The following is an 18,953-nucleotide window of genomic DNA, read 5'->3' as shown; positions in this document are numbered from 1 at the left end:
CTTAAACATCACTGTTCTCTTCATGTTTTGAAGTGGGAGTCTTACGGACGGTTGCACCGGCATAAATAAAAAATATTGATAAATGGGAGGAATCTTCATGATGCTAAATCAGAATCAACAATCTAATCCAAATGCTGCTATGAATCAAACGATGTCCAAAAACCACGGTGGCCATGAAATGTTTGACGCCCATGAAGTAATTGCGGGTGTGATTAGCATGCTTGACCAATATCAAATGTATGATCAACATATACAAGATCCAGAACTGAAGAACATCGCCCACCGACAATCAAGCTTTGTTACCCAATTGTATAACACAATGGTGGAGTGCTTTAAAACAGGGCAGGATCCTTCTGTTCCAACTCAGAAATATAATATGCAACAGGAGAATGAAGTTGTTTACGGATTGAAGCCAGGACAACCAAAGAAACCGAACAGCTCTGTCAGCCAGCTTTCCGATCAAGGTCTTTCCGCTTACATGCTCGGAAACACAAAATCATTAACGTCCCTACTTGCCATGACTGCTGCTGAAATTACGAATCCTGTATTACGTCGTGTTGTTGCCGATAGTGTCCCGAACTTTATTGAGCTCAGCTATGAAATCTTCCTGTATCAGAACAAACATGGCTACTATCAAGTTCCACAACTAACGGAACAAGACATGCAGCAAATGCTTAACAGCTATGTAACCGTTCCGCAACAGGGGAATACTGTACACTAGAACACATTCTAAAGGGAATAAAAGCCGGCGTTACTCGAATTCACTTTCATAATTCGGGTAATCGCGCGGCTTTTTCATTCATGATTCACTTTGGGGTGGCTCGATTCACTTTGTTGCTTTCTGATTCACCTAATGGCTCTCTCGAATCACTTTTCCTGGTTCTCGATTCACTTTCTTGCTCTCTCGATTCACTTTGCCTCGTTCTCGATTCACTTTCTGGCTTTCTTGATTCACATTACCTCGTTCTCGATTCACTATCGAGTAATTTCACTCTTTTCGAACCCGTTAACTTCCCTTCGACGGGGTACCTCTTTTTCTGTCCCTTTAATAAGAAAGCCAATTCCTAATAGAAGCATGCTAACACCGACCCAGGAAATTAAATTCAGTTCTTCCCCAACAAAGAAAACACCTAAAAATGCTGCCGTTAAAGGCTCAGCAAGCGACAATGTGACAGCAGTAGAGGAAGGAATATGGACAAGCCCTTTTGCAAATAGGAAGTAGGCGAGTGCTGTTGCAATCAACCCAAGGTGGAGGCTAACGGCTGCTCCCCTGAACTCTGTCACCCATGTCATATCATAAATAAATAACAGAGGCGATAGCAGGATAGCACTAAGAGTAAACACCACCGCAACTACGGAAATGGAGGAGTATTTCCTTACTAAGTCCTTACTAACAAGCGTGTAAATTGCGAAGGATAGTCCTGCACCAAGTGCTAATAAAATACCAAGAGGATCTACATAAACAGATGATTGGTTTAAAAAAAGCAACAAGCAGCCGAGAATAGCTAAGAATGTAGAGATCCACCAAACCTTTACAGGTCGTCTTTTCCAGAGCACCCATTCCAGAAACCCAGATAAAATGGGAGCACTACCTATCGCGATTACCGTCCCAATTGCCACGCCTGTCATGGTGACTGCAGTAAAGAAAAACGGCTGATAGGCAGCCATGCTGATCGCGGCCAAAATAGTCGGCTTGAGTGACCAGCTTTTGATGTCTAATTTCCCCATTAGTAAGAGGATAATGGTTAGGGCGATACCACCTACCGCCAAACGGGCAGTACCCACCGCTACAGGATGAGCGCCCTCTGGTACAAGGGTTTGCACCGTTCCTGTTGTACCCCAGAGCATTGCTGCAAATAAAACCATTCCGACTGCTAACTTTCCATTCAATTCAATCCCTCCCCCATTCACTCGTTTATATCTACGTGAAAAAAGATAAAAACCCTTCTACCGGTTTAGATACGTAGCCGTTAACAGAGGAGAAGGCCCTTTTTATCCTATCAATTTACTTACCTTAAGTATAAAGGGGGGAATTAAAACGTGAAAGCGTTTTGTTGAAACATTCACTCAACGCTTTAAATCATAAAGGCTTCCTTCATTTTTTTCTTTACAATCTTAGCTGCATTTATCTTCGTGTGCAAAACGGGAGATATGTAGCTCGTATAGTTTCTTTCTGCAATAGCTTTTTTCAATTCTGCTACCGTATTAAACTCACCTTCAAACGTATTTTGCACAGCACCAATGTGGATTGGATGATGAGAGTCACTACCATATACAACAGGTAATCCAATGATTTCAGCAAATGCTTTAACATCTTTTCTCATCCGTTCAATTCCATGCTCATGCATGTCTTTTCCATTTAAATCAAAGGCGTCAAGCCTTCTCAGTAATGATGGGTCATGATGATGTAATGGTGTGGAAGGCCTCAATGGATGACCGCCGATAAGCAATAAGTTATGCATTTCACCTAACTGTAGTAGCTCCTCAAATAGAACAAAGTTATCTTTATCTGTATGTTCGTCAAGCAATCTTCTAATCGTTAGCAGCTTGGTTTTATTTCCGATACAAAGGATATGGCCAACCTCCTTTACGTCAATCTCCATTCCTGTAAATACTTTAAAGCCATTTACATTGTAATAGTCATCGACATAAGGATAATGCTGATCAAGTTGCTCATAAATTTCATAGAAATTTTTCGTATTAAAATGTTCTGTCATCGCTAACGCATTCAAGCCTGATTCTTGTGCATTTAAGACAACCTCATTAAAAAATTCAATATCAAAATCTACTCGCTTTGCTAACTTTACATGTGTGTGAAAATCAATTTTCAATTAAACCAATCCTTCCTATAGAGGCATAAGGATGCCCGTTGTGTAAACCGAAGCTGTCACCAGTAATGTGATTACTAAAAACTGCACATCATACTTTTTCATTTTTAGATAACCAAGCTTTAAATCCTTTGCTACATTGTTTTCCAACGTGTAGCTGAATCCTCTTACTTCCAGTGCTTCGACTGTAGTCCGCGTACGCTTTGCCGTGTTTAGCATCATAGGGTAAAATGCCACCACACACATTTTTGCATAATAGTATATATACCTTACATACAAGAAGCCCGGCTTTTCTGGCTGCTTTCCTCGCAAACGAAAGGAGTGTATGATGCTTTGGTATTCTTCAATAAGTATTGGTAGCATCCGATAGCCATAGGAGACCCCAAAGCTGAATTTACCTGGGACCCCCATTTTCAATAGGGCATCACTGAATTTTTCTGGGTCCATACTTGTGAAGACTGCCATTGTAGCAAGCGAAACACAGGAAACCTTAAGTGCTACTGGTATAACCGCAATCAGTGCAGCATAGCTATTTCCTAAAAACATGGCCGCAAATACGAGGTAAGTAAACTGTGAAATAACCCCTATAATAAGTAGGATAATAAGCAGCGGACTAACCCTAGACAAGTATGCCAATACTGCTGTGAAAAGTGTTAAACCAATAAGAATGGTCATATTATGGGTAAGCCACGGGATAATAGAATAGACAAGTACCCACAGAATCAACATCCTAGGATCGAGTCTGGCTAGTGGCGTTTGTTCATTTCCGTATGCCGTCCGCATTAGCTCAATTTTTATATTTTCAACTGTCAACTTACTAAAAAACTTCTGAAAAACGCTCACTGGCTGCCTCCTCCAAATAAATTCTGTTTAAAAATCCTTCTATGGATAACTCAATTGGATGGATCTGCAGCTGATGACAAAGGGAAACAATTTGCGGTTCGACTAAGGAGGCTCTCCTTAATAGCGCTTCATTCGAGAACAATTCCATTGGGGAAACATCCGCAATAATACGTCCTTGATTGAGTACAACAACCCTTGTTGCCCACTCGGCCACAAGCTGCATATCATGGGTAGCCACAACAGAGGCCTTCACCTGACTATCTAGCTTTTGAAGCATGGAGATCATTTCTCGCTTGGTGGCAATATCCAAGCTTGCTGTTGGCTCATCCAATAAAACCAACTCTGGCTGCATCGCCAGCCCGATCGCAAGTGAAGCCCTTCGTTGCTGTCCTCCACTTAGCAGTCTTCCGTCTCTATGTTTAATTTCATTTAGGTGGAACTGGTTCATAATTTTTTCCGTCACCTGCTCCAGATTAGGGTTACCTCTGACTTTCAGGAAAAATGCCACGTCCTTCACTACTTCGTCTTCGATAAACATTTCTTCAGGCTTTTGATAAATGTAGGCAATCTTTTCCGCAAGTTTCTCTGGTGAAGTCTTGATTGTGGAATTTCCTTGGAAACATATTTCACCACTTAGGGGCTTCAACAGTCCAGAAATCAACTTAAGGATCGTTGACTTCCCCGCGCCATTACTACCTACGAGGGCAATTCGCTCTCCCTGCCTAATTTGCATTTGCAAGTCTTTTATAATTGGAACACGCTTGCGTGATAATGTTTTATACCCATAACTCACCTGATCAAATTCAATAAGCGGCGTTGAACCAGGCTGAACCACCAACTTAGGCATTTTTCGCGGATGATTTTTATATTCCTTAAACCATTCAGCACCTTCTTTGACTGTCACTGGAAGCATTCTCTCCTGCTGCATTTGGCTCGCTGCTGCCATTGTCACCTGTGGTGGATGAATTTGCTTTTCTGTAAGCTCATCAACAGCGTTCAAGGCTTCCCGCACGGGTTTCTTCCACTTCACATTCCCCTGCTCTAATAAAATGACGTCTTTACAAAAGGAGGCAATAAATTCCGTATGATGCTCAATTACGATAATGGTAATATCATGGTCTTCATGTAACACTTTTAGTTTTTCATACAATTCAATAGCGTGTGCTGGATCTAATTGGGCAACAGGCTCATCAATAATTAAAACATCGGGTTCTAGTGCCAAAGCTCCAGCTAACGCCACAAGATGCTTTTGTCCACCACTTAGCTGCCACACATATTCTTCTGCCAGGTGTGTTAAATCGAGAAGTTCGAGTGCACGCTTTCCTCTCTCCTGAAAATCTTCATAGCCATAATTTAAAGGAGAGAAAATGACCTCATCAATTACTCTTGGTCTTACGAGCTGGTTTTCAAAGTCTTGGTAGACATAGGAGACTTTTCTTGAAAGGGAAGCGACATTTGCCGTAGCCGTGTCAATCCCATCCACCTGTACTTTCCCTTCAAAGTCACCTACATAGTAAAAGGGAATTAAGCCATTAATTGCTTTACAGAACGTGGACTTCCCTGCACCATTTCCCCCAATGATCGCGGTAAACGAATGTTTTTCGATCGTCACAGATACATCTTTTAAGATCCAATCCTCTGTGCCAGGATAGCGGAATGATACGTGATCGAACGTTATCATAATCTCTCTCCTTTCCATAAATAAATTATGCTGCCTCGTCTAAGTCCATTTTGTTGTTTTTATTCTTTTTCACAAACTTAAAGATTACATAAATAATACCTACTGCTAAAATGGCCCAAGCACTATAGCCTATCCATTTTTGATCGTCCGCAAATTGCGAAATAAAGTCTCCAGACCAGAAGGCTAGGTTCATATCCATCTCTGCAATAAACTCTGCGATCATAGCCACAAAGGTCAAGACCACTATGGAGAAAATTAATCCTGGTGTTATATAAGCCCCTACCGATACTTGTACTTTTGCTTTACGTGGATTCATGCCCAATAATGGTTCAATTTTCCCGTAAAGCTTAGGTGTAAGAAGTAATGTTGGAATTAGTCCAAATAACACACCTGTGATTATCATCTCATTTAAGAAGCTCACACCTTCTAGCACTACAATACTTTCTGGTAGGCCAGGAACTGCATCAAAGCCTTCGACACCAAACCAAACCTTCCCAATATCGACGATTGTACTAAGTAACTGATCAATCCCAACTCCTACGAGTGCTGCAACTGCCAACTGCATTTTATTTAACGGGTTACGCACAAGCAGACCAGCTACATAAATTGCCAACGTAAATTCAATGAACCCTTCAATTTCTCCAATCCCACCGAAGTCACCCATTAACAATCCGGCGAAAACAATATTACCTACAGAAGCACCAAGCGCTACATACAAAGGATGAAACAAAGCTGCCAAGATAAGTGGAATAAATGCAAAATAGGAAATCGAAAACTCAATCGGACCTACTTCATTGGAAGGAAGAATTTCTGTAATCATTTTAGATAAACCGAACAGTGACATGGACAAAACAAACACCATCATTTTTTGCGACTGCGTTAACTTTCTTTCCTGGTTAATACTCTTCATTTCATTCACTCCCTCTTGTATTGTACTTTCAGTATAAGGGGTAAATATGAAGCCAGTTTTAACTGTATGTAAATTTTATTTCTTTTTGTATTATATGAAATTTTTCTTTCATTTTTGTTGTATAATGGATTTTATAAAGGAGATGAGGAATTTGGTAGACTTCTCGAAATGGAACCTCTCTAAAAGCCAACAAAAAATAGCAGACTACTTACATAAGAACATAGACGTTGTCCCATATATGACTGAATCCGAGCTAGCAAAAGCTTGCAATATAAGCGCTGCGACAGTATCTCGCTTTTGGAGTGCCGTTGGTTTTAAAAACCTACGTGAGTTCAAACACTCCCTTTTGCAAGACGCTTCCGTCACACCTGCAAGCAAAGTAGAATCCGCATTGAAGCAGCATGACCAATCCTATGTCCAAGTAATGCTTGATCATGCTACCACCTATATTGCGGAGACAAAAAAGCACTTGGCCGAAGATGACTTCACGCAGGCAGTGAATAGTATTGCCGAAGCGGAAAACGTACATTTATTTGGTGCTGGTTCAGCACAAAGTCTTGTTACATTGCTCAGCTTTCGCCTCAAACGTTTTAATCCACACGTATACACCCTTGCACCAAGCGGACATGAGATATTTGAAGGGGTCATTCATATTAAGGAAGGGGATGTAATGTTTATTTTTGGGTTTGTTCAATCCTCCGTGGAAATCAATGTTTTATTGGATTATGCCAAGAAAAAAGGAGTCCGGACCATTTTAATGACCGATCTCCTTGTCTCCCCCATGCTAGAACAGGCGGATCATGTGCTGTTCACAAGCAGAGGAGATGTTGGAGACTTCCATTCCATGGTGGCGCCAATTGCATTAATTGAAAGCATTGTGATTAACGTAGGAAAGCAAATGGGAGAACATGCCCTACAAAACCTCCACGATTTACACCAAGTTAGAAAGGACTATCAGGATAAACTACCGAAGAAGTAGGAGATCTATGCCAAAAATAAACCCCACTCCTGACAAGGAGTGGGTAAACTAGATTACGTAACAGGGTCGGATTAGAGTGTACTACTTTCCGTAGGACTGAATACGCTATATCTTAAATGTTTCTTGCTCTACACCTGCAAAATTTCCCGAATATCCTCATCTGTAAGTGAAGCAACATGCTTTTCCTTCGGATCAATAACTGCTTCAATCAGTTGTTTCTTCCTTTCTTGAAGCTCATTCATTTTCTCCTCAATCGTACCTCGTGCAACAAGCTTAATTACTTGCACAGCATTTTGCTGCCCAATTCGATGCGCACGATCGGCTGCCTGTTGTTCAACAGCAGGATTCCACCAGCTGTCATATAAGATAACGGTATCCGCACCTGTAAGATTGAGACCTGTCCCACCAGCTTTCAAGGAAATGAGAAACATATCTCGTTCCCCTTCATTAAATCGATTACATCGATCCACACGTTCCTCTGATGGTGTTTGGCCGTCCAAATAAAAATATGGGATGCCTTCTTGGCTCAGCTCTTTTCCAATTATGGATAGCATTTGGGTAAACTGTGAGAAAACAAGGACCCTCCTGCCCGCAAGGCGTGATTCCTCAACCAAGCGTTTTAATTGTTCCAGCTTAGCTGACTTTCCTTTATAACCTGTAACGAACAATGCAGGATGACAGCAAATCTGACGTAAACGCGTTAATCCTGCAAGTATTTTTATTTTGTTTTTCCTTAATGTATCTTTGTCCAGGTGTTTTAAAGTGTCATGGCGCAGTTTAGCCAGGTAGGCAGCATAAAGCTTTTTCTGCTCTTCTAGCAATTCCACAGATTCCTCTTCCTCTGTTTTCTGTGGAAGTTCAGCAAGGACCTCTTGTTTTACCCTGCGTAGCATAAATGGACGAATTCTCCTGGAAACCTGTTTTTGCGTTAGATTGCTGTATTCTTTTAGCCCTTGAAAAAGCTCAGGGAAAACAACATGAAAAATAGCCCATAATTCTTCGAGTGAGTTCTCCATCGGTGTTCCGGTTAACGCAAACCGGTAATCTGCTTTAATCTTTTTCACAGCACGTGCTGTTTGGGTTATCGGATTTTTAAAGGCTTGTGCTTCATCAAACAGTACGGTATGAAATGCTTGTTTTTCATACCAATGGATATCTTGTCGTAACAATGGATAGGAGCTAATCACAACATCACATTCCATTGCCTGTCGCCTCATGTTAGTCCGCGATTCCTTACTTCCATCTATAATGGTGACATTGATAGCTGGTGCAAATTTCTTTAGCTCATTTAGCCAGTTATAGGTAAGCGAGGAAGGACAGACAATCAAAGCGGGGAGCTTCTTTTTACGAATTTCCGGAAGCTCTGATAAAAGAAAGGCGATGCTTTGTAACGTTTTACCCAGTCCCATCTCATCTGCAAGCACCCCACCAAATTGATAGCTGGCTAACGTCTTCATCCACCTGTACCCATCCTTCTGGTACTCCCTTAACACGTCTAACAAACTCTTTGGAATCGAAAACGAGCTAGCTTCAGGGTGTGAAATGCGTTCAAGAAAACGCCGAAATGATTCTTCTTTCGAAAATACATCGTCATCTACCACATCAAGCAGCTGGAGGCCCTGAAGCAACGGTACATCTAACCCACTATCTAGCTCGTTATGCTGGTCAGGCACTGCGTGCAAGAAGCGTTTAATTTCTTCAAATTCCCTTGTTTCTAATGAGAGCAGGGATCCATCTCGCAACCGATAATACTTTCGTTTTTCCTCTAGTGCTGCTAGCACCTCCCGGATATCTCGCTCGGGAAAACCCTTCATTTCAAACTTAAACTCCAGCCAGTTGGTCCGCTCACGGTGGGGCTTTACCCTTATCCTTGGTTTAACTGGGCTTTTCATTACTCGGGTTCTGACCGCTGTGGTTGCATACACATTAACAAGCTTCTGTAGCTTTGGAAGCAGATGATGGAGAAAGTTATACTCCAGATCCTCATTATGTAAGAAGTAACCACCGTCTGTTTTAGCAAACTGGCCCTCCTCCATCAACTCGATAATCCTCTCTTCCTTTTCGATATCGCGAATGATAATGCCATGAGGTTCTATTTCTTCTTCTAATGGATTAATTGTATTGTTTTCATATTGGAATTCCACGCTTGCAAGCAGACGATTTTTCACACGATCTAAATAGAGCTTCGCCACTAACGGCGTTTTGGGCAAGTGGTCTGTTACTGTCCCGGCCATATTTACGGTGCCAATTTTATTTAGACTTGGAGCGACTTTCTCTGTGAAAAAGGCTGCTTGATTTTCTGGGATTGGAAGGTCGGTTGTCCCTGCGTTCTCGAGCATCTTTTTAAGCTCAATCAAATAGGTATAATCCTTCCTGTTCAATTCAATGATATTCCCGGATGCTAGAACAGACTCGTAAGCATGTAAAATCGTCAACTCTTCGAACCCATCAATAGCAAGTGTATAGTGGGTCCCATCTGTTTCGGAAAAATTAAACTGTAGTGGCAATGGTCCTTTTGCCAAACGGATCCCTGTATAACTTCGTCCGCCGTCTTGTACCGTAATCGAAGAAATCCCAAGGACTTGTGGCAAGAGCCTTTTCCACGAAGAAGTTGGGAGGAGAAGTGTCTCCCGCTCCGTCACGGCAGTATCTTCTTCCAAATACTGCCTCTCATCCTGGACCGCTCGTACTAACTGTTGGATAATGGCATCTTCCTGTGTGGAAAAGTAATGTCGGGCGGTATCATAGGTAAGCTTATCTGACAGGACATAGGAGCCCCCTGCTTTTACCTGTCTTAAAAACTCTCGTACATCTCGCACATTTTCATTTCCCAATTGTAATGCTACTCCAAAAAGGGTCTCTCCTGTGTTAAGACTAATAGGCGTAAACGTAAAGGATACACGAAGGTTTTCCCGGTTCTCGAAATGTCGTTGCTCCCCACTCTGGCGAACGGGTTTGTTATCAAACAGGTTTATAAACCCTGTGGCAAGCTCCTCACGATGCCGCTCACGTAATGCAAGCAACACTGCTGCGACATGCTGACAATCCTTGTTAAAAGAAGCAAGAGAAGGACAGCTACAAGAGGTATGCAGTTTTTCTCCTTCTGCTTGCTCAATCGTCACATAAAAATTTTCCTTGCCTGCAACAACAGCTTCACAATGAGTTGTTGTGACAGTATCCAACGTTACTTTCGTCGCACTATAAAACGCGTGACCTTTTTTAAAGGAAACCGCTCCGCATCGTTCTATGATTTTTTTGTCAGTTAGCGTAATTTTCACAGCATCTCGCCTGCTTTTCATCAGATTCCGATCAAATTGGTATTCTAATTGTATCATATAGGGAGTAGAGCAAAAAGAATGAGTGTTCGTGTTCTAAACGAGAATCTTTTCTATGGTAATGGAATGAAGGAAAAATTTAGCAGGGGGAAATGAATCATGAATAAGTCAGAAGGGTATAGAAAATTTCAGATAGGGTTCCATCTTATTATTGCCCTAATTGCCTCCGTTATTGTCTATGCATATGCAGCAAACGACTTTCAAGCAGCATATGTAATCATTGGGTCTGTTATCGCTATCTCAAGTATTTATCAATTGGTTTTATTACTGTCTCAAAAAAATAACAAAACCAAGAACCAGACCCATAAGTATTTATAAGAGCAAAAGGCCAGACGAAGTCAATTCGCCCGGCCTTTTTAATACTTTGAAGCTAGTGATATTCGCTTCAGCATGTCATTTAAGAAATTTGGTTTAATATGATTCGTAATGCTTCCTTGATTGATGTTGCAGGACGTCCCAACACGCTTTCAAAATCACTACTCACTACGTCTAACTCTCCCTCGCGTATACCTTCTTGTATTCCAAGCAGGAAGGGAATAACAGCTTCTGGTACTCCTGCATCCTTCATTGTATCTGCATAGGTATCGTCATCTACTTGTTGTACTGCTATGTCTTTCTCAAGAACCGATTCGAGAGCAGACACTAAAGCCTCTTGAGTCAACGGGGTGCCAGATAACTCATAGATTTTATTTTCATGACCCTCTCCGATTAAAACAGTTGCAGCTGCTTCTGCGTAATCTTGCTGCAATGCCCAACCAGTTCTCCCTGTTTTGGCAGAGGTAACCCATGGTGCACCTGCAAGAACCCCCTGAATACTCGCAATTTCATTTTCCAAATACCAATTATTTCGTAAAAAGGCATATGGAATACCGGTTTTCAGAATCGCCGCTTCTGTTGCTTGATGGGGTGGCGCTAGGATCATCTTACTTTCACTTGCATTTGCTATACTTGTATAGGCAATAAATTTCACTTTCGCCCGTTCTGCAGCCGCAATCGCATCAGTATGCTGTCTAATCCTTGTTTCATTATCCCCATCTGCGGAAATAATTAACAAGCGATCAATCCCTGTAAATGCTGCATCCATCGATTCAGGCTGGTCAAAATCACCATGGCGAACCTCTACCCCACGTTCGCTTAAATGTGTCGCCTTTTCCGGGTTACGTACACTTACCACTAACTGACTTGCGGGAATAGTCTCCAGTATTTTCTCCAATATCTTACTACCAAGTTTTCCGGTCGCTCCTGTTACTAAGAATTTCATTGTGACTCCTCCTGATCTCCCCCGAGGGCTGTTGTAACCACATTAGTTACTTGTAATCATATTAATTACAACTTGTAAAGATGTCAACTAAAGTGCTGTAACCATTATCGTTACAAGACTTTTAAATACTGGTATAATGTTGCAAGGAAGGTGATTTAATATGGCAATTAGCAGCAGGTTTTCTGTAGGAATCCATATTCTCACGCTTATAGCATTCAATAAAGACGGAGTTAGTTCGTCAGATTATTTAGCCGCAAGTGTGAATACAAACCCTGCACTTATTAGGAAAATAACAGGCATGCTTAAAAAAGCCGGATTAGTAGAGGTGCGACCAGGGGTTGCTGGCACAACATTAGCTCGAAAGCTCTCAGATATTACATTACTGGACGTATATCAGGCAGTTGATGTCGTACAAGATAACGAACTATTTAACGTGCACCCTAGTCCAAGTCCCAAATGCGAGGTTGGTAGAAACATTCAGGAGACGATTGTACCAATCCTCTCAAGCGCCCAGTTAGCATTAGAAAAGGTACTTCAACATGTAACAATTGAAGATATCGTAAAAGATATTCACTTGAAAGAGGGAATATAATAACCTACTGGTAGTTACAAAAGCAGCCCCTACTAAGGCAAAAAACAAAGGCGACATCTTCTTTTCTTGTGAAGATGTCGCCTTTGTTACTTTTTAATCTTTGTGGGGAACCCGGTCAATTTCTATTAGACCATCACTTTACAAATATCTCGTGTGAATTCTACTGGATCATTAATCGGTAATCCTTCTATAAGTAAAGCTTGATTGTATAGCAGGTTTGTAAATAAACTTAATTTGTCTTTATCCTTTTCGTACGATTGTTTTAAGGATTGGAACACCTCATGATCAACATTGATTTCCAGCACTTTATCAGCTTGAATCTGTTGGTTATCTGGCATCGCATTTATAACTTTTTCCATTTCAATAGAGATATCACCTTCTGCAGTCAAGCAGACAGGGTGTGATTTTAATCGTTTTGATGCACGAACATTCTTCACTTTACCAGCCAATACTTCTTTCATTGCCTCAAATAATTCCTTGTTTTCTTCCTCTTTCTCTTTCGCTTCTTCGTTCTCTTCTTCATCGATTCCAAGGTCTCCACTTGAAACAGATTTAAATTCTTTTTCCTTATAGTTCATAAGCATCTTAATAGCAAATTCGTCAATTTCATCTGTGAAATAAAGAATTTCATAGCCTTTTTCGGCTACCATTTCCGTTTGCGGAAGCTTATCAATCCGATCAATAGAGTCGCCAATTGCATAGTAAATATACTTCTGATCCTCTGGCATTCTTGATACATATTCTTCTAACGTTACTAGTTTCTTTTCTTTTGAGGAATGGAACAATAGTAGATCCTGCAATACCTCTTTATTTGCACCATAATCACTATATACACCAAACTTCAGCTGCTGTCCGAATGCTTTAAAGAAGCTTTCATACTTATCACGGTCATCTCGCAGGATGTTTTGCAATTCCTTTTTAATCTTTTTGTTAATGTTCTTTTCAATTAGCTTCAATTGACGATCATGCTGCAACATCTCTCTGGAAATATTCAAGGATAGGTCTTCAGAATCTACCATCCCTTTTACAAAACTAAAGTAATCTGGCAGCAAATCTGCACACTTGTCCATAATCAGAACACCATTTGAGTACAGCTCTAGGCCTTTTTCATACTCTCTCGTGTAATAATTGTATGGAGCATTTTCTGGTATATAAAGAATTGCATTATAGCGAATGCTTCCATCCACGTTAATATGAAGGTGTTTCAGTGGCGTATCAAAGCCGTAATGTTTTTCCTTATAGAAGTTCTCATAGTCTTCATCCGTAAGCTCGCTCTTGTTCTTTTTCCAAATTGGAACCATAGAGTTGATCGTCTGTTCGGAGACAACCTCTTCATACTCTTCTTCTGACCCTTCTTTTGGTTTGCTTTCTGTAACATCCATTTTAATCGGGTAGCGAATGAAATCAGAGTATTTCTTCACGATTTGACGTAAACGGTATTCTTCAAGAAACTCATCATAATTATCTTCGTCGGTGTTTTCTTTAATCTCTAAAACTATTTCAGTACCTGGCTCGTCCTTTTGTACTGGTTTAATTTCGTAGCCATCAGAGCCTTGAGATTGCCATTGATACGCTTCATCACTATCAATAGATTTTGTAGTGACCGTTACTCTATCTGCCACCATGAACGCAGCATAGAAGCCAACACCAAACTGTCCGATAATGTCGTGCCCATCTTTAATTTCATTTTCATTTTTAAAGTTAAAGGATCCACTTCTAGCAATGGTCCCCAAATTGGATTCCAGTTCTTCCTTTGTCATCCCAATCCCTGTATCAATTACTTTTAAAGTTCGTGTATCTTTATTTGGGATAAGTTTTATGTAGTAGTTATCTTGATCAAACGAAATCTGATCATCTGTAAGAGCGCGATAATAAATTTTATCCATTGCATCGCTTGAATTTGAAACAAGTTCTCTTAAGAAAACTTCACGCTTGGAGTAAATCGAATTGATTACCATATCCAAAAGTTTTTTTGATTCTGCTTTAAATTCCATCTTTGCCATGTAACATAACTCCCCTTCGTATTTTGTTCATTAGCACTCGACTAGCTTGAGTGCTAATCCCTCTATGTTTTTAATACCATAATCATTTTTACATGTCAATCCTATTTGCTTCTGACAGTTTCCCAATAATGAATATCAGTAGAACATGTGGCACGACATGAAGGGAAGCTAAATTTTTATTCTCTTTGGCTGCCTTTGTTCGAAAGTATAGATGTATTCAAAGCCAGCTTCTTTTGCAATTGACAAAGCATCTTTAAGATGCGCGCCCACTGTTTCAGCAAGATGAGAATCCGACCCGACAGTCAGTATTTGTCCACCCAGAGAATGATAAAGCTTTAGGACGTCTATGTTCGGAAATGCTTCGTTTACCTTTACATTAGAGATTCCCGATGTATTAATTTCTAGGCCGATCCCTCTCTCAATGGCTTTTAAGAGAATTCTTTCGAGATCTTTTTGGAAGTGGTTGAAATCATAATTTCCTTTTGCTTCGATAGCATAGCGCTTCATCAAATCCAAATGTGCAATAACGTCTATATCAGCATTTGACACTAGTGAGAAGACTTCATCAAAATAACCTTGATAAACTTCTACAGGTGTTTTACCACTCATAAACTTTCTCAATTTTATTTCGTTAATATTGTGTACAGACCCTAGAATAAAATCCAACTCAAGTTCCTGTAGAACCTCCCTATAGGTTTCCTTCAGTAAATGAGGTTCACAAAGTTCAATACCAGCTTTAATTACTAAATGTTTGCCGTATTTATTTCGTACTTGTTCAATTTGGTTAAAGTACCTTTGAAAATCCATATGACCATATGTAGGCAGATTAGGGTTTACTGCATAATGTTCAGTAAAGCAAATTTCATTAATCCCTTTTTTTATTGCTTCCGAGCATACTTTATCCATACTAGCTTTGGAATCAAAAGAATTATCTGTATGATGATGATAATCTGTAAGGTACATCTTGTCTCCTCCTATGACTATTTAGCTATAAAACTATTGAATGGTAATATTGTCATTACAAAAGCAAGAAGGCAACCCTGTAAAAGGTTACCCTCTCATTATAGTTTACAATAGTTGCTTAAAATTATTAACCACATTACTTACAGTGAAGCCATACCTTTCTATAACTTCATTACCAGGTGCTGATGCTCCGAAAGTATCAATGCTCATCACTGCCCCCTCTGAGCCTGCGTATTCTCTCCACCCTATTTTGGCTCCCATTTCAACCGTTAAGCGTTTTGGTAGGTTGGCTGGCAGTACACTTTCTTTATACTCAGGTGATTGTTTTTCAAACAAGTCCCATGATGGCATACTAACTACATTTACAAATATACCTTCTTCAGCTAGACACGATTGAGCTTGAATTGACAACGAAACCTCCGAGCCTGCTGCTATAATAATACCAACTGCTTTACCTGCTGCTTCCGAAACGGTATAGGCTCCTTTTCGAACACCATTGGCAGCCAATTTATCCGTGTTAGCTAATGTTGGTAAACCCTGTCTTCCCAAGACTAGCATTGTAGGATTATCCGTTTCCTCAATAGCTACTTTCCAAGCTTCTCTAGTTTCATTTGCATCTGCTGGACGAATTACAGAAACCCCTGGCATTGCTCGGAAGGATGCAAGCTGTTCAATGGGTTGATGTGTTGGTCCATCTTGGCCAACTGCAATTGAATCATGAGTAAAGACATAGGTTACCGGCAATTTCATCAACGAAGCTAAACGTATTGCTGGTCGCAGGTAATCTGAGAAAACAAAGAATGTACTCACAAATGGGCGTAAGTGATGTAACGCGAGTCCATTGGAAATAGCCCCCATGGCAAACTCTCGTACACCGAAACGGATATTTCTGCCAGAATAATCCTTGCTGTTTAAGTCAACGTATTCCTTTAATCTAGTCTTGGTAGATGAATCTAGGTCGGCTGACCCTCCCACTAATTCGGTTAGTTTCTCAGCCAAAGCATTTAACGTTTCGCTTGAAGCAACACGTGTGGCGAGCTCACCACCCTCTGCATAAACTGGTAACTCATCCGTCCAATTAACAGGTAAATCTCTGGCTTCAACTCTTTCCAACTCGTTTGCAAGTTCAGGGTATTCCTGCTGATATTCAGCAAGTAGCTTATTCCATTCCTTTTCTCTTGCCAACCCATTTTCTTTTATACTTCCAAAGTCTTTGTAGACTTCCTCTGGGACATAGAAATCTTCATGATTCCAACTATAAAACTTCTTGGTACGTTCAATCTCTTCTTTTCCCAATGGATCACTATGTGCATTATGTGTACCTTGCAAGGTTGGTGAACCGTAGCCAATAACGGTTTTCACTTCTATAATCGCAGGTCGTTCCGCATCAGCTTTCGCTTCCTCTATGGCCTTTGTGATCGCTTCTACATTATTGCCGTCTGCAACTTTTAAATACTGCCAGTCATATGATTCAAAGCGCTTCTTAATATCCTCTGTAAAGGTCAAATCTAATTCGCCATCTAAACTGATGTCATTAGAGTCATAGAGGACGATTAGACGGCCAAGCTTTAGATGGCCAGCCAGTGATGCTGCCTCATAAGATACCCCCTCCATCAAGTCACCATCACCACATATTGTATAGGTGTAATGGTCTACAATTGGATAACCTGGCTTATTGTACGTGTCAGCAAGATGCCTTTCAGCTAAAGCCATTCCAACACTCACAGGGATACCTTGCCCTAGAGGCCCTGTTGTTGCTTCCACCCCAGGGGTTATTCCAAATTCCGGATGACCCGGAGTTTTGCTTCCCCATTGTCTTGTATTCTTTAAATCTTCCATTGTTACGTCAAATCCGGAAAGATGAAGTAAATTATATAATAAGTTAGAACCATGCCCAGCGGATAATACGAAACGATCGCGATTAAACCAACTTGGATTTTCGGGGTTAATATTCATCACATTTTTCCATAAGCTATATGCCATGGGAGCTGCCCCCATCGGCATTCCAGGATGCCCATGCTGTGCTCTCTCGACACTATCGATTGTTAAAGTACGAATGGTATTAATGGATAAGTCCTGTATTGTTGAATGTAATATTGTCATTGCAAAACCTCCAGAGATTAATTATCTGTAGCTCATTCATTAACATGGTGAAGCTCAACAGAACTTCACCATGTACAACCTGAATTAAACAGCTTTTTCTTCCCCTTTATGACTAGACTTTTTCTTTTTAGCAGGGATTGCCATTAAAGCAATAATTACAATTAAACCAATGGTAATGGCTATTGGCCCGGAGTAGTTTGCCAATGTACCAAAGAATATGCCTGAAACCCCAAAATCCGCATCGGAGAATGTTGTATTTGCAAAGCCTAGCTCTCCAAGCACCGGCATTAAGAATACAGGCAAGAACGAGATAATGATTCCGTTTACAAAAGCCCCTGCAATGGAACCTTTAAATCCACCAGTTGCATTACCAAAGACTCCGGCAGCTGCACCTGTGAAAAAGTGTGGAACCACACCTGGTAATATAATGACACCCCCAGCGAAAACCATAATTACCATACTAAAGATCCCACCAATGAAACTTGCAAAAAATCCGATTAGAACAGCATTTGGTGCAAATGTAAATATAATAGGCACGTCTAATGCAGGTTTGGCATCAGGCACAAGTTTGGTAGAAATTCCTTTAAATGCAGGTACAATCTCCGCAAGTACCAAACGAACACCTGATAGAATAATGAATACACCAGCTGCAAAGCTACCAGCCTGTATGAATGAAAATACTAGGAAGTTTGTACCGCCACTTAATTCAGATTCAATGAATGAAGGGCCAGCAAACAAAGCTACAATAACATACATAATAATCATTGTTAGTGCAATACTCACCGTACTATCACGTAAGAAACCAAGACCCTTCGGAAAGTTGATATTTTCAGTGTTGTTTTCTTTACTTCCTTTGAACAGTTTGCCAACCAAGCCACTTGCAGCATATCCGACTGCACTGAAATGCCCTAAAGCAACATTGTCATTCCCTGTAAGCTGTCGCATAAATGGTTGAAGAATAGCTGGAGATAAAGTCATAATAATACCCAATGCAATAGAACCCGCAGCAATTAATCCGAATGTGTTAAATCCTGCAACGGCCATTATCACTGCTAACATAGCTGCCATGTATAAAGTATGGTGTCCTGTCAGGAATATATATTTATAACGAGTAAATCTTGCAATTAAGATGTTGACAACCATTCCAAAAAACATAATAAGTGCTGTATTTGTACCATAGTCAGTCAAAGCGAGTGCCACAATTGCCTCATTATTAGGCACAACACCGGAAACATTAAATGCTTCTTCAAACATTGCCCCAAATGGAGTTAAAGCGGTTTGTAATATACCCGCACCAGCTGAAATCACCAAGAAACCGACGAATGTTTTGGTCGTTCCCTTGACTGTGTCCGACATTTTTTTCTTTTGTGCAGCAAGACCTATTAATGCAATTAATGCTACTAATATTGCTGGTTGACTCAAAATATCAATCAGTGTACTCATAAGCATATCCTC

Annotated in this window: 16 protein-coding genes; 4 read left to right on the top strand and 12 right to left on the bottom strand. The window is 40.6% G+C overall.

Annotation, left to right across the window (positions count from 1 at the left end):
• Positions 1-97: 97 nt before the first annotated feature.
• Positions 98-721 carry a spore coat protein gene (locus AC6CHS_RS06395; RefSeq protein ID WP_498234964.1) on the top strand — a complete coding sequence of 208 codons (624 nt, stop codon included), beginning with the start codon at positions 98-100 and terminating at the stop codon, positions 719-721.
• Between the two features lie 129 nt (positions 722-850).
• Here the strand turns inward: AC6CHS_RS06395 and AC6CHS_RS06390 are convergent, their stop codons facing one another.
• From AC6CHS_RS06390 to AC6CHS_RS06365, 6 genes are all read right to left on the bottom strand, one after another.
• Positions 851-976, bottom strand: coding sequence for a hypothetical protein (locus AC6CHS_RS06390; protein WP_498234962.1), 126 nt, complete (start codon positions 974-976; stop codon positions 851-853).
• Positions 976-1,890, bottom strand: coding sequence for an EamA family transporter (locus tag AC6CHS_RS06385; protein ID WP_498234961.1), 915 nt, complete (start codon positions 1,888-1,890; stop codon positions 976-978). Before AC6CHS_RS06385 ends, AC6CHS_RS06390 begins: the two co-directional genes overlap by 1 nt.
• A 185-nt stretch (positions 1,891-2,075) precedes the next feature.
• Positions 2,076-2,831: a PHP domain-containing protein gene (locus AC6CHS_RS06380; protein ID WP_498234959.1), complete on the bottom strand. Its 756-nt coding sequence runs from the start codon at positions 2,829-2,831 to the stop codon at positions 2,076-2,078.
• 15 nt (positions 2,832-2,846) lie between these two features.
• The gene (locus AC6CHS_RS06375) at positions 2,847-3,641 is read right to left on the bottom strand and encodes an energy-coupling factor transporter transmembrane component T family protein (RefSeq protein WP_498234957.1); all 795 of its coding nucleotides are present in this window, start codon (positions 3,639-3,641) and stop codon (positions 2,847-2,849) included.
• Positions 3,642-3,645: 4 nt separating this feature from the next.
• Positions 3,646-5,370, bottom strand: coding sequence for an ABC transporter ATP-binding protein (locus AC6CHS_RS06370; protein ID WP_498234955.1), 1,725 nt, complete (start codon positions 5,368-5,370; stop codon positions 3,646-3,648).
• A 7-nt stretch (positions 5,371-5,377) separates the two neighbouring features.
• The gene (locus AC6CHS_RS06365) at positions 5,378-6,262 is read right to left on the bottom strand and encodes a DUF8171 family membrane protein (protein WP_498234953.1); all 885 of its coding nucleotides are present in this window, start codon (positions 6,260-6,262) and stop codon (positions 5,378-5,380) included.
• Positions 6,263-6,413: 151 nt separating this feature from the next.
• Here AC6CHS_RS06365 and AC6CHS_RS06360 point away from each other — a divergent pair, with 151 nt between their 5' ends.
• Positions 6,414-7,241, top strand: a complete 828-nt coding sequence (locus AC6CHS_RS06360) for a MurR/RpiR family transcriptional regulator (RefSeq protein WP_498234952.1) — start codon at positions 6,414-6,416, stop codon at positions 7,239-7,241.
• Positions 7,242-7,369: 128 nt separating this feature from the next.
• On the opposite strand, the gene AC6CHS_RS06355 is transcribed toward AC6CHS_RS06360, so the two are convergent.
• Entirely contained in the window at positions 7,370-10,576 is a 3,207-nt protein-coding gene (locus AC6CHS_RS06355; protein WP_498234950.1) for an SNF2 helicase associated domain-containing protein, read from the bottom strand.
• Positions 10,577-10,675: 99 nt separating this feature from the next.
• On the opposite strand from AC6CHS_RS06355, the gene AC6CHS_RS06350 reads away from it, so the two are divergent.
• Positions 10,676-10,894, top strand: coding sequence for a hypothetical protein (locus AC6CHS_RS06350; RefSeq protein WP_238017461.1), 219 nt, complete (start codon positions 10,676-10,678; stop codon positions 10,892-10,894).
• A 79-nt stretch (positions 10,895-10,973) separates the two neighbouring features.
• Here AC6CHS_RS06350 and AC6CHS_RS06345 read toward each other — a convergent pair whose 3' ends face one another.
• Positions 10,974-11,837, bottom strand: coding sequence for an SDR family oxidoreductase (locus AC6CHS_RS06345; RefSeq protein ID WP_498234948.1), 864 nt, complete (start codon positions 11,835-11,837; stop codon positions 10,974-10,976).
• 160 nt (positions 11,838-11,997) lie between these two features.
• On the opposite strand from AC6CHS_RS06345, the gene AC6CHS_RS06340 reads away from it, so the two are divergent.
• Entirely contained in the window at positions 11,998-12,429 is a 432-nt protein-coding gene (locus AC6CHS_RS06340; protein ID WP_498234947.1) for an Rrf2 family transcriptional regulator, read from the top strand.
• Positions 12,430-12,554: 125 nt separating this feature from the next.
• Here AC6CHS_RS06340 and htpG read toward each other — a convergent pair whose 3' ends face one another.
• The 4 genes from htpG to ulaA all read right to left on the bottom strand — a co-directional run bounded on the left by htpG (position 12,555) and on the right by ulaA (position 18,941).
• Complete coding sequence (gene htpG, locus AC6CHS_RS06335; protein WP_498234945.1) at positions 12,555-14,432, bottom strand: molecular chaperone HtpG; 1,878 nt, start codon at positions 14,430-14,432, stop codon at positions 12,555-12,557.
• 168 nt (positions 14,433-14,600) lie between these two features.
• Positions 14,601-15,395: a histidinol-phosphatase HisJ family protein gene (locus AC6CHS_RS06330; protein ID WP_498234943.1), complete on the bottom strand. Its 795-nt coding sequence runs from the start codon at positions 15,393-15,395 to the stop codon at positions 14,601-14,603.
• Positions 15,396-15,500: 105 nt separating this feature from the next.
• Entirely contained in the window at positions 15,501-17,498 is a 1,998-nt protein-coding gene (gene tkt, locus AC6CHS_RS06325) for a transketolase (protein WP_498234941.1), read from the bottom strand.
• A gap of 84 nt (positions 17,499-17,582) precedes the next feature.
• Positions 17,583-18,941, bottom strand: coding sequence for a PTS ascorbate transporter subunit IIC (ulaA, locus tag AC6CHS_RS06320; protein ID WP_498234940.1), 1,359 nt, complete (start codon positions 18,939-18,941; stop codon positions 17,583-17,585).
• Positions 18,942-18,953 lie beyond the last annotated feature (12 nt).

It is taken from the genome of Oceanobacillus sp. GQ8, assembly GCF_059758495.1.
The sequence above is the reverse complement of the archived record's forward strand: the minus strand, read 5'-3'. Positions and strand labels throughout refer to the sequence as shown.

Coding starts and splice junctions, on each gene's coding strand:
- AC6CHS_RS06350 (WP_238017461.1), top strand. CDS start 10,676: ATGAATAAGTCAGAAGGGTATAGAAAATTTCAGATAGGGTTCCATCTT.
- AC6CHS_RS06365 (WP_498234953.1), bottom strand. CDS start 6,262: ATGAAGAGTATTAACCAGGAAAGAAAGTTAACGCAGTCGCAAAAAATG.
- htpG (WP_498234945.1), bottom strand. CDS start 14,432: ATGGCAAAGATGGAATTTAAAGCAGAATCAAAAAAACTTTTGGATATG.
- AC6CHS_RS06355 (WP_498234950.1), bottom strand. CDS start 10,576: ATGATACAATTAGAATACCAATTTGATCGGAATCTGATGAAAAGCAGG.
- AC6CHS_RS06340 (WP_498234947.1), top strand. CDS start 11,998: ATGGCAATTAGCAGCAGGTTTTCTGTAGGAATCCATATTCTCACGCTT.
- AC6CHS_RS06395 (WP_498234964.1), top strand. CDS start 98: ATGATGCTAAATCAGAATCAACAATCTAATCCAAATGCTGCTATGAAT.
- AC6CHS_RS06370 (WP_498234955.1), bottom strand. CDS start 5,370: ATGGAAAGGAGAGAGATTATGATAACGTTCGATCACGTATCATTCCGC.
- ulaA (WP_498234940.1), bottom strand. CDS start 18,941: ATGAGTACACTGATTGATATTTTGAGTCAACCAGCAATATTAGTAGCA.
- AC6CHS_RS06330 (WP_498234943.1), bottom strand. CDS start 15,395: ATGTACCTTACAGATTATCATCATCATACAGATAATTCTTTTGATTCC.
- AC6CHS_RS06345 (WP_498234948.1), bottom strand. CDS start 11,837: ATGAAATTCTTAGTAACAGGAGCGACCGGAAAACTTGGTAGTAAGATA.
- tkt (WP_498234941.1), bottom strand. CDS start 17,498: ATGACAATATTACATTCAACAATACAGGACTTATCCATTAATACCATT.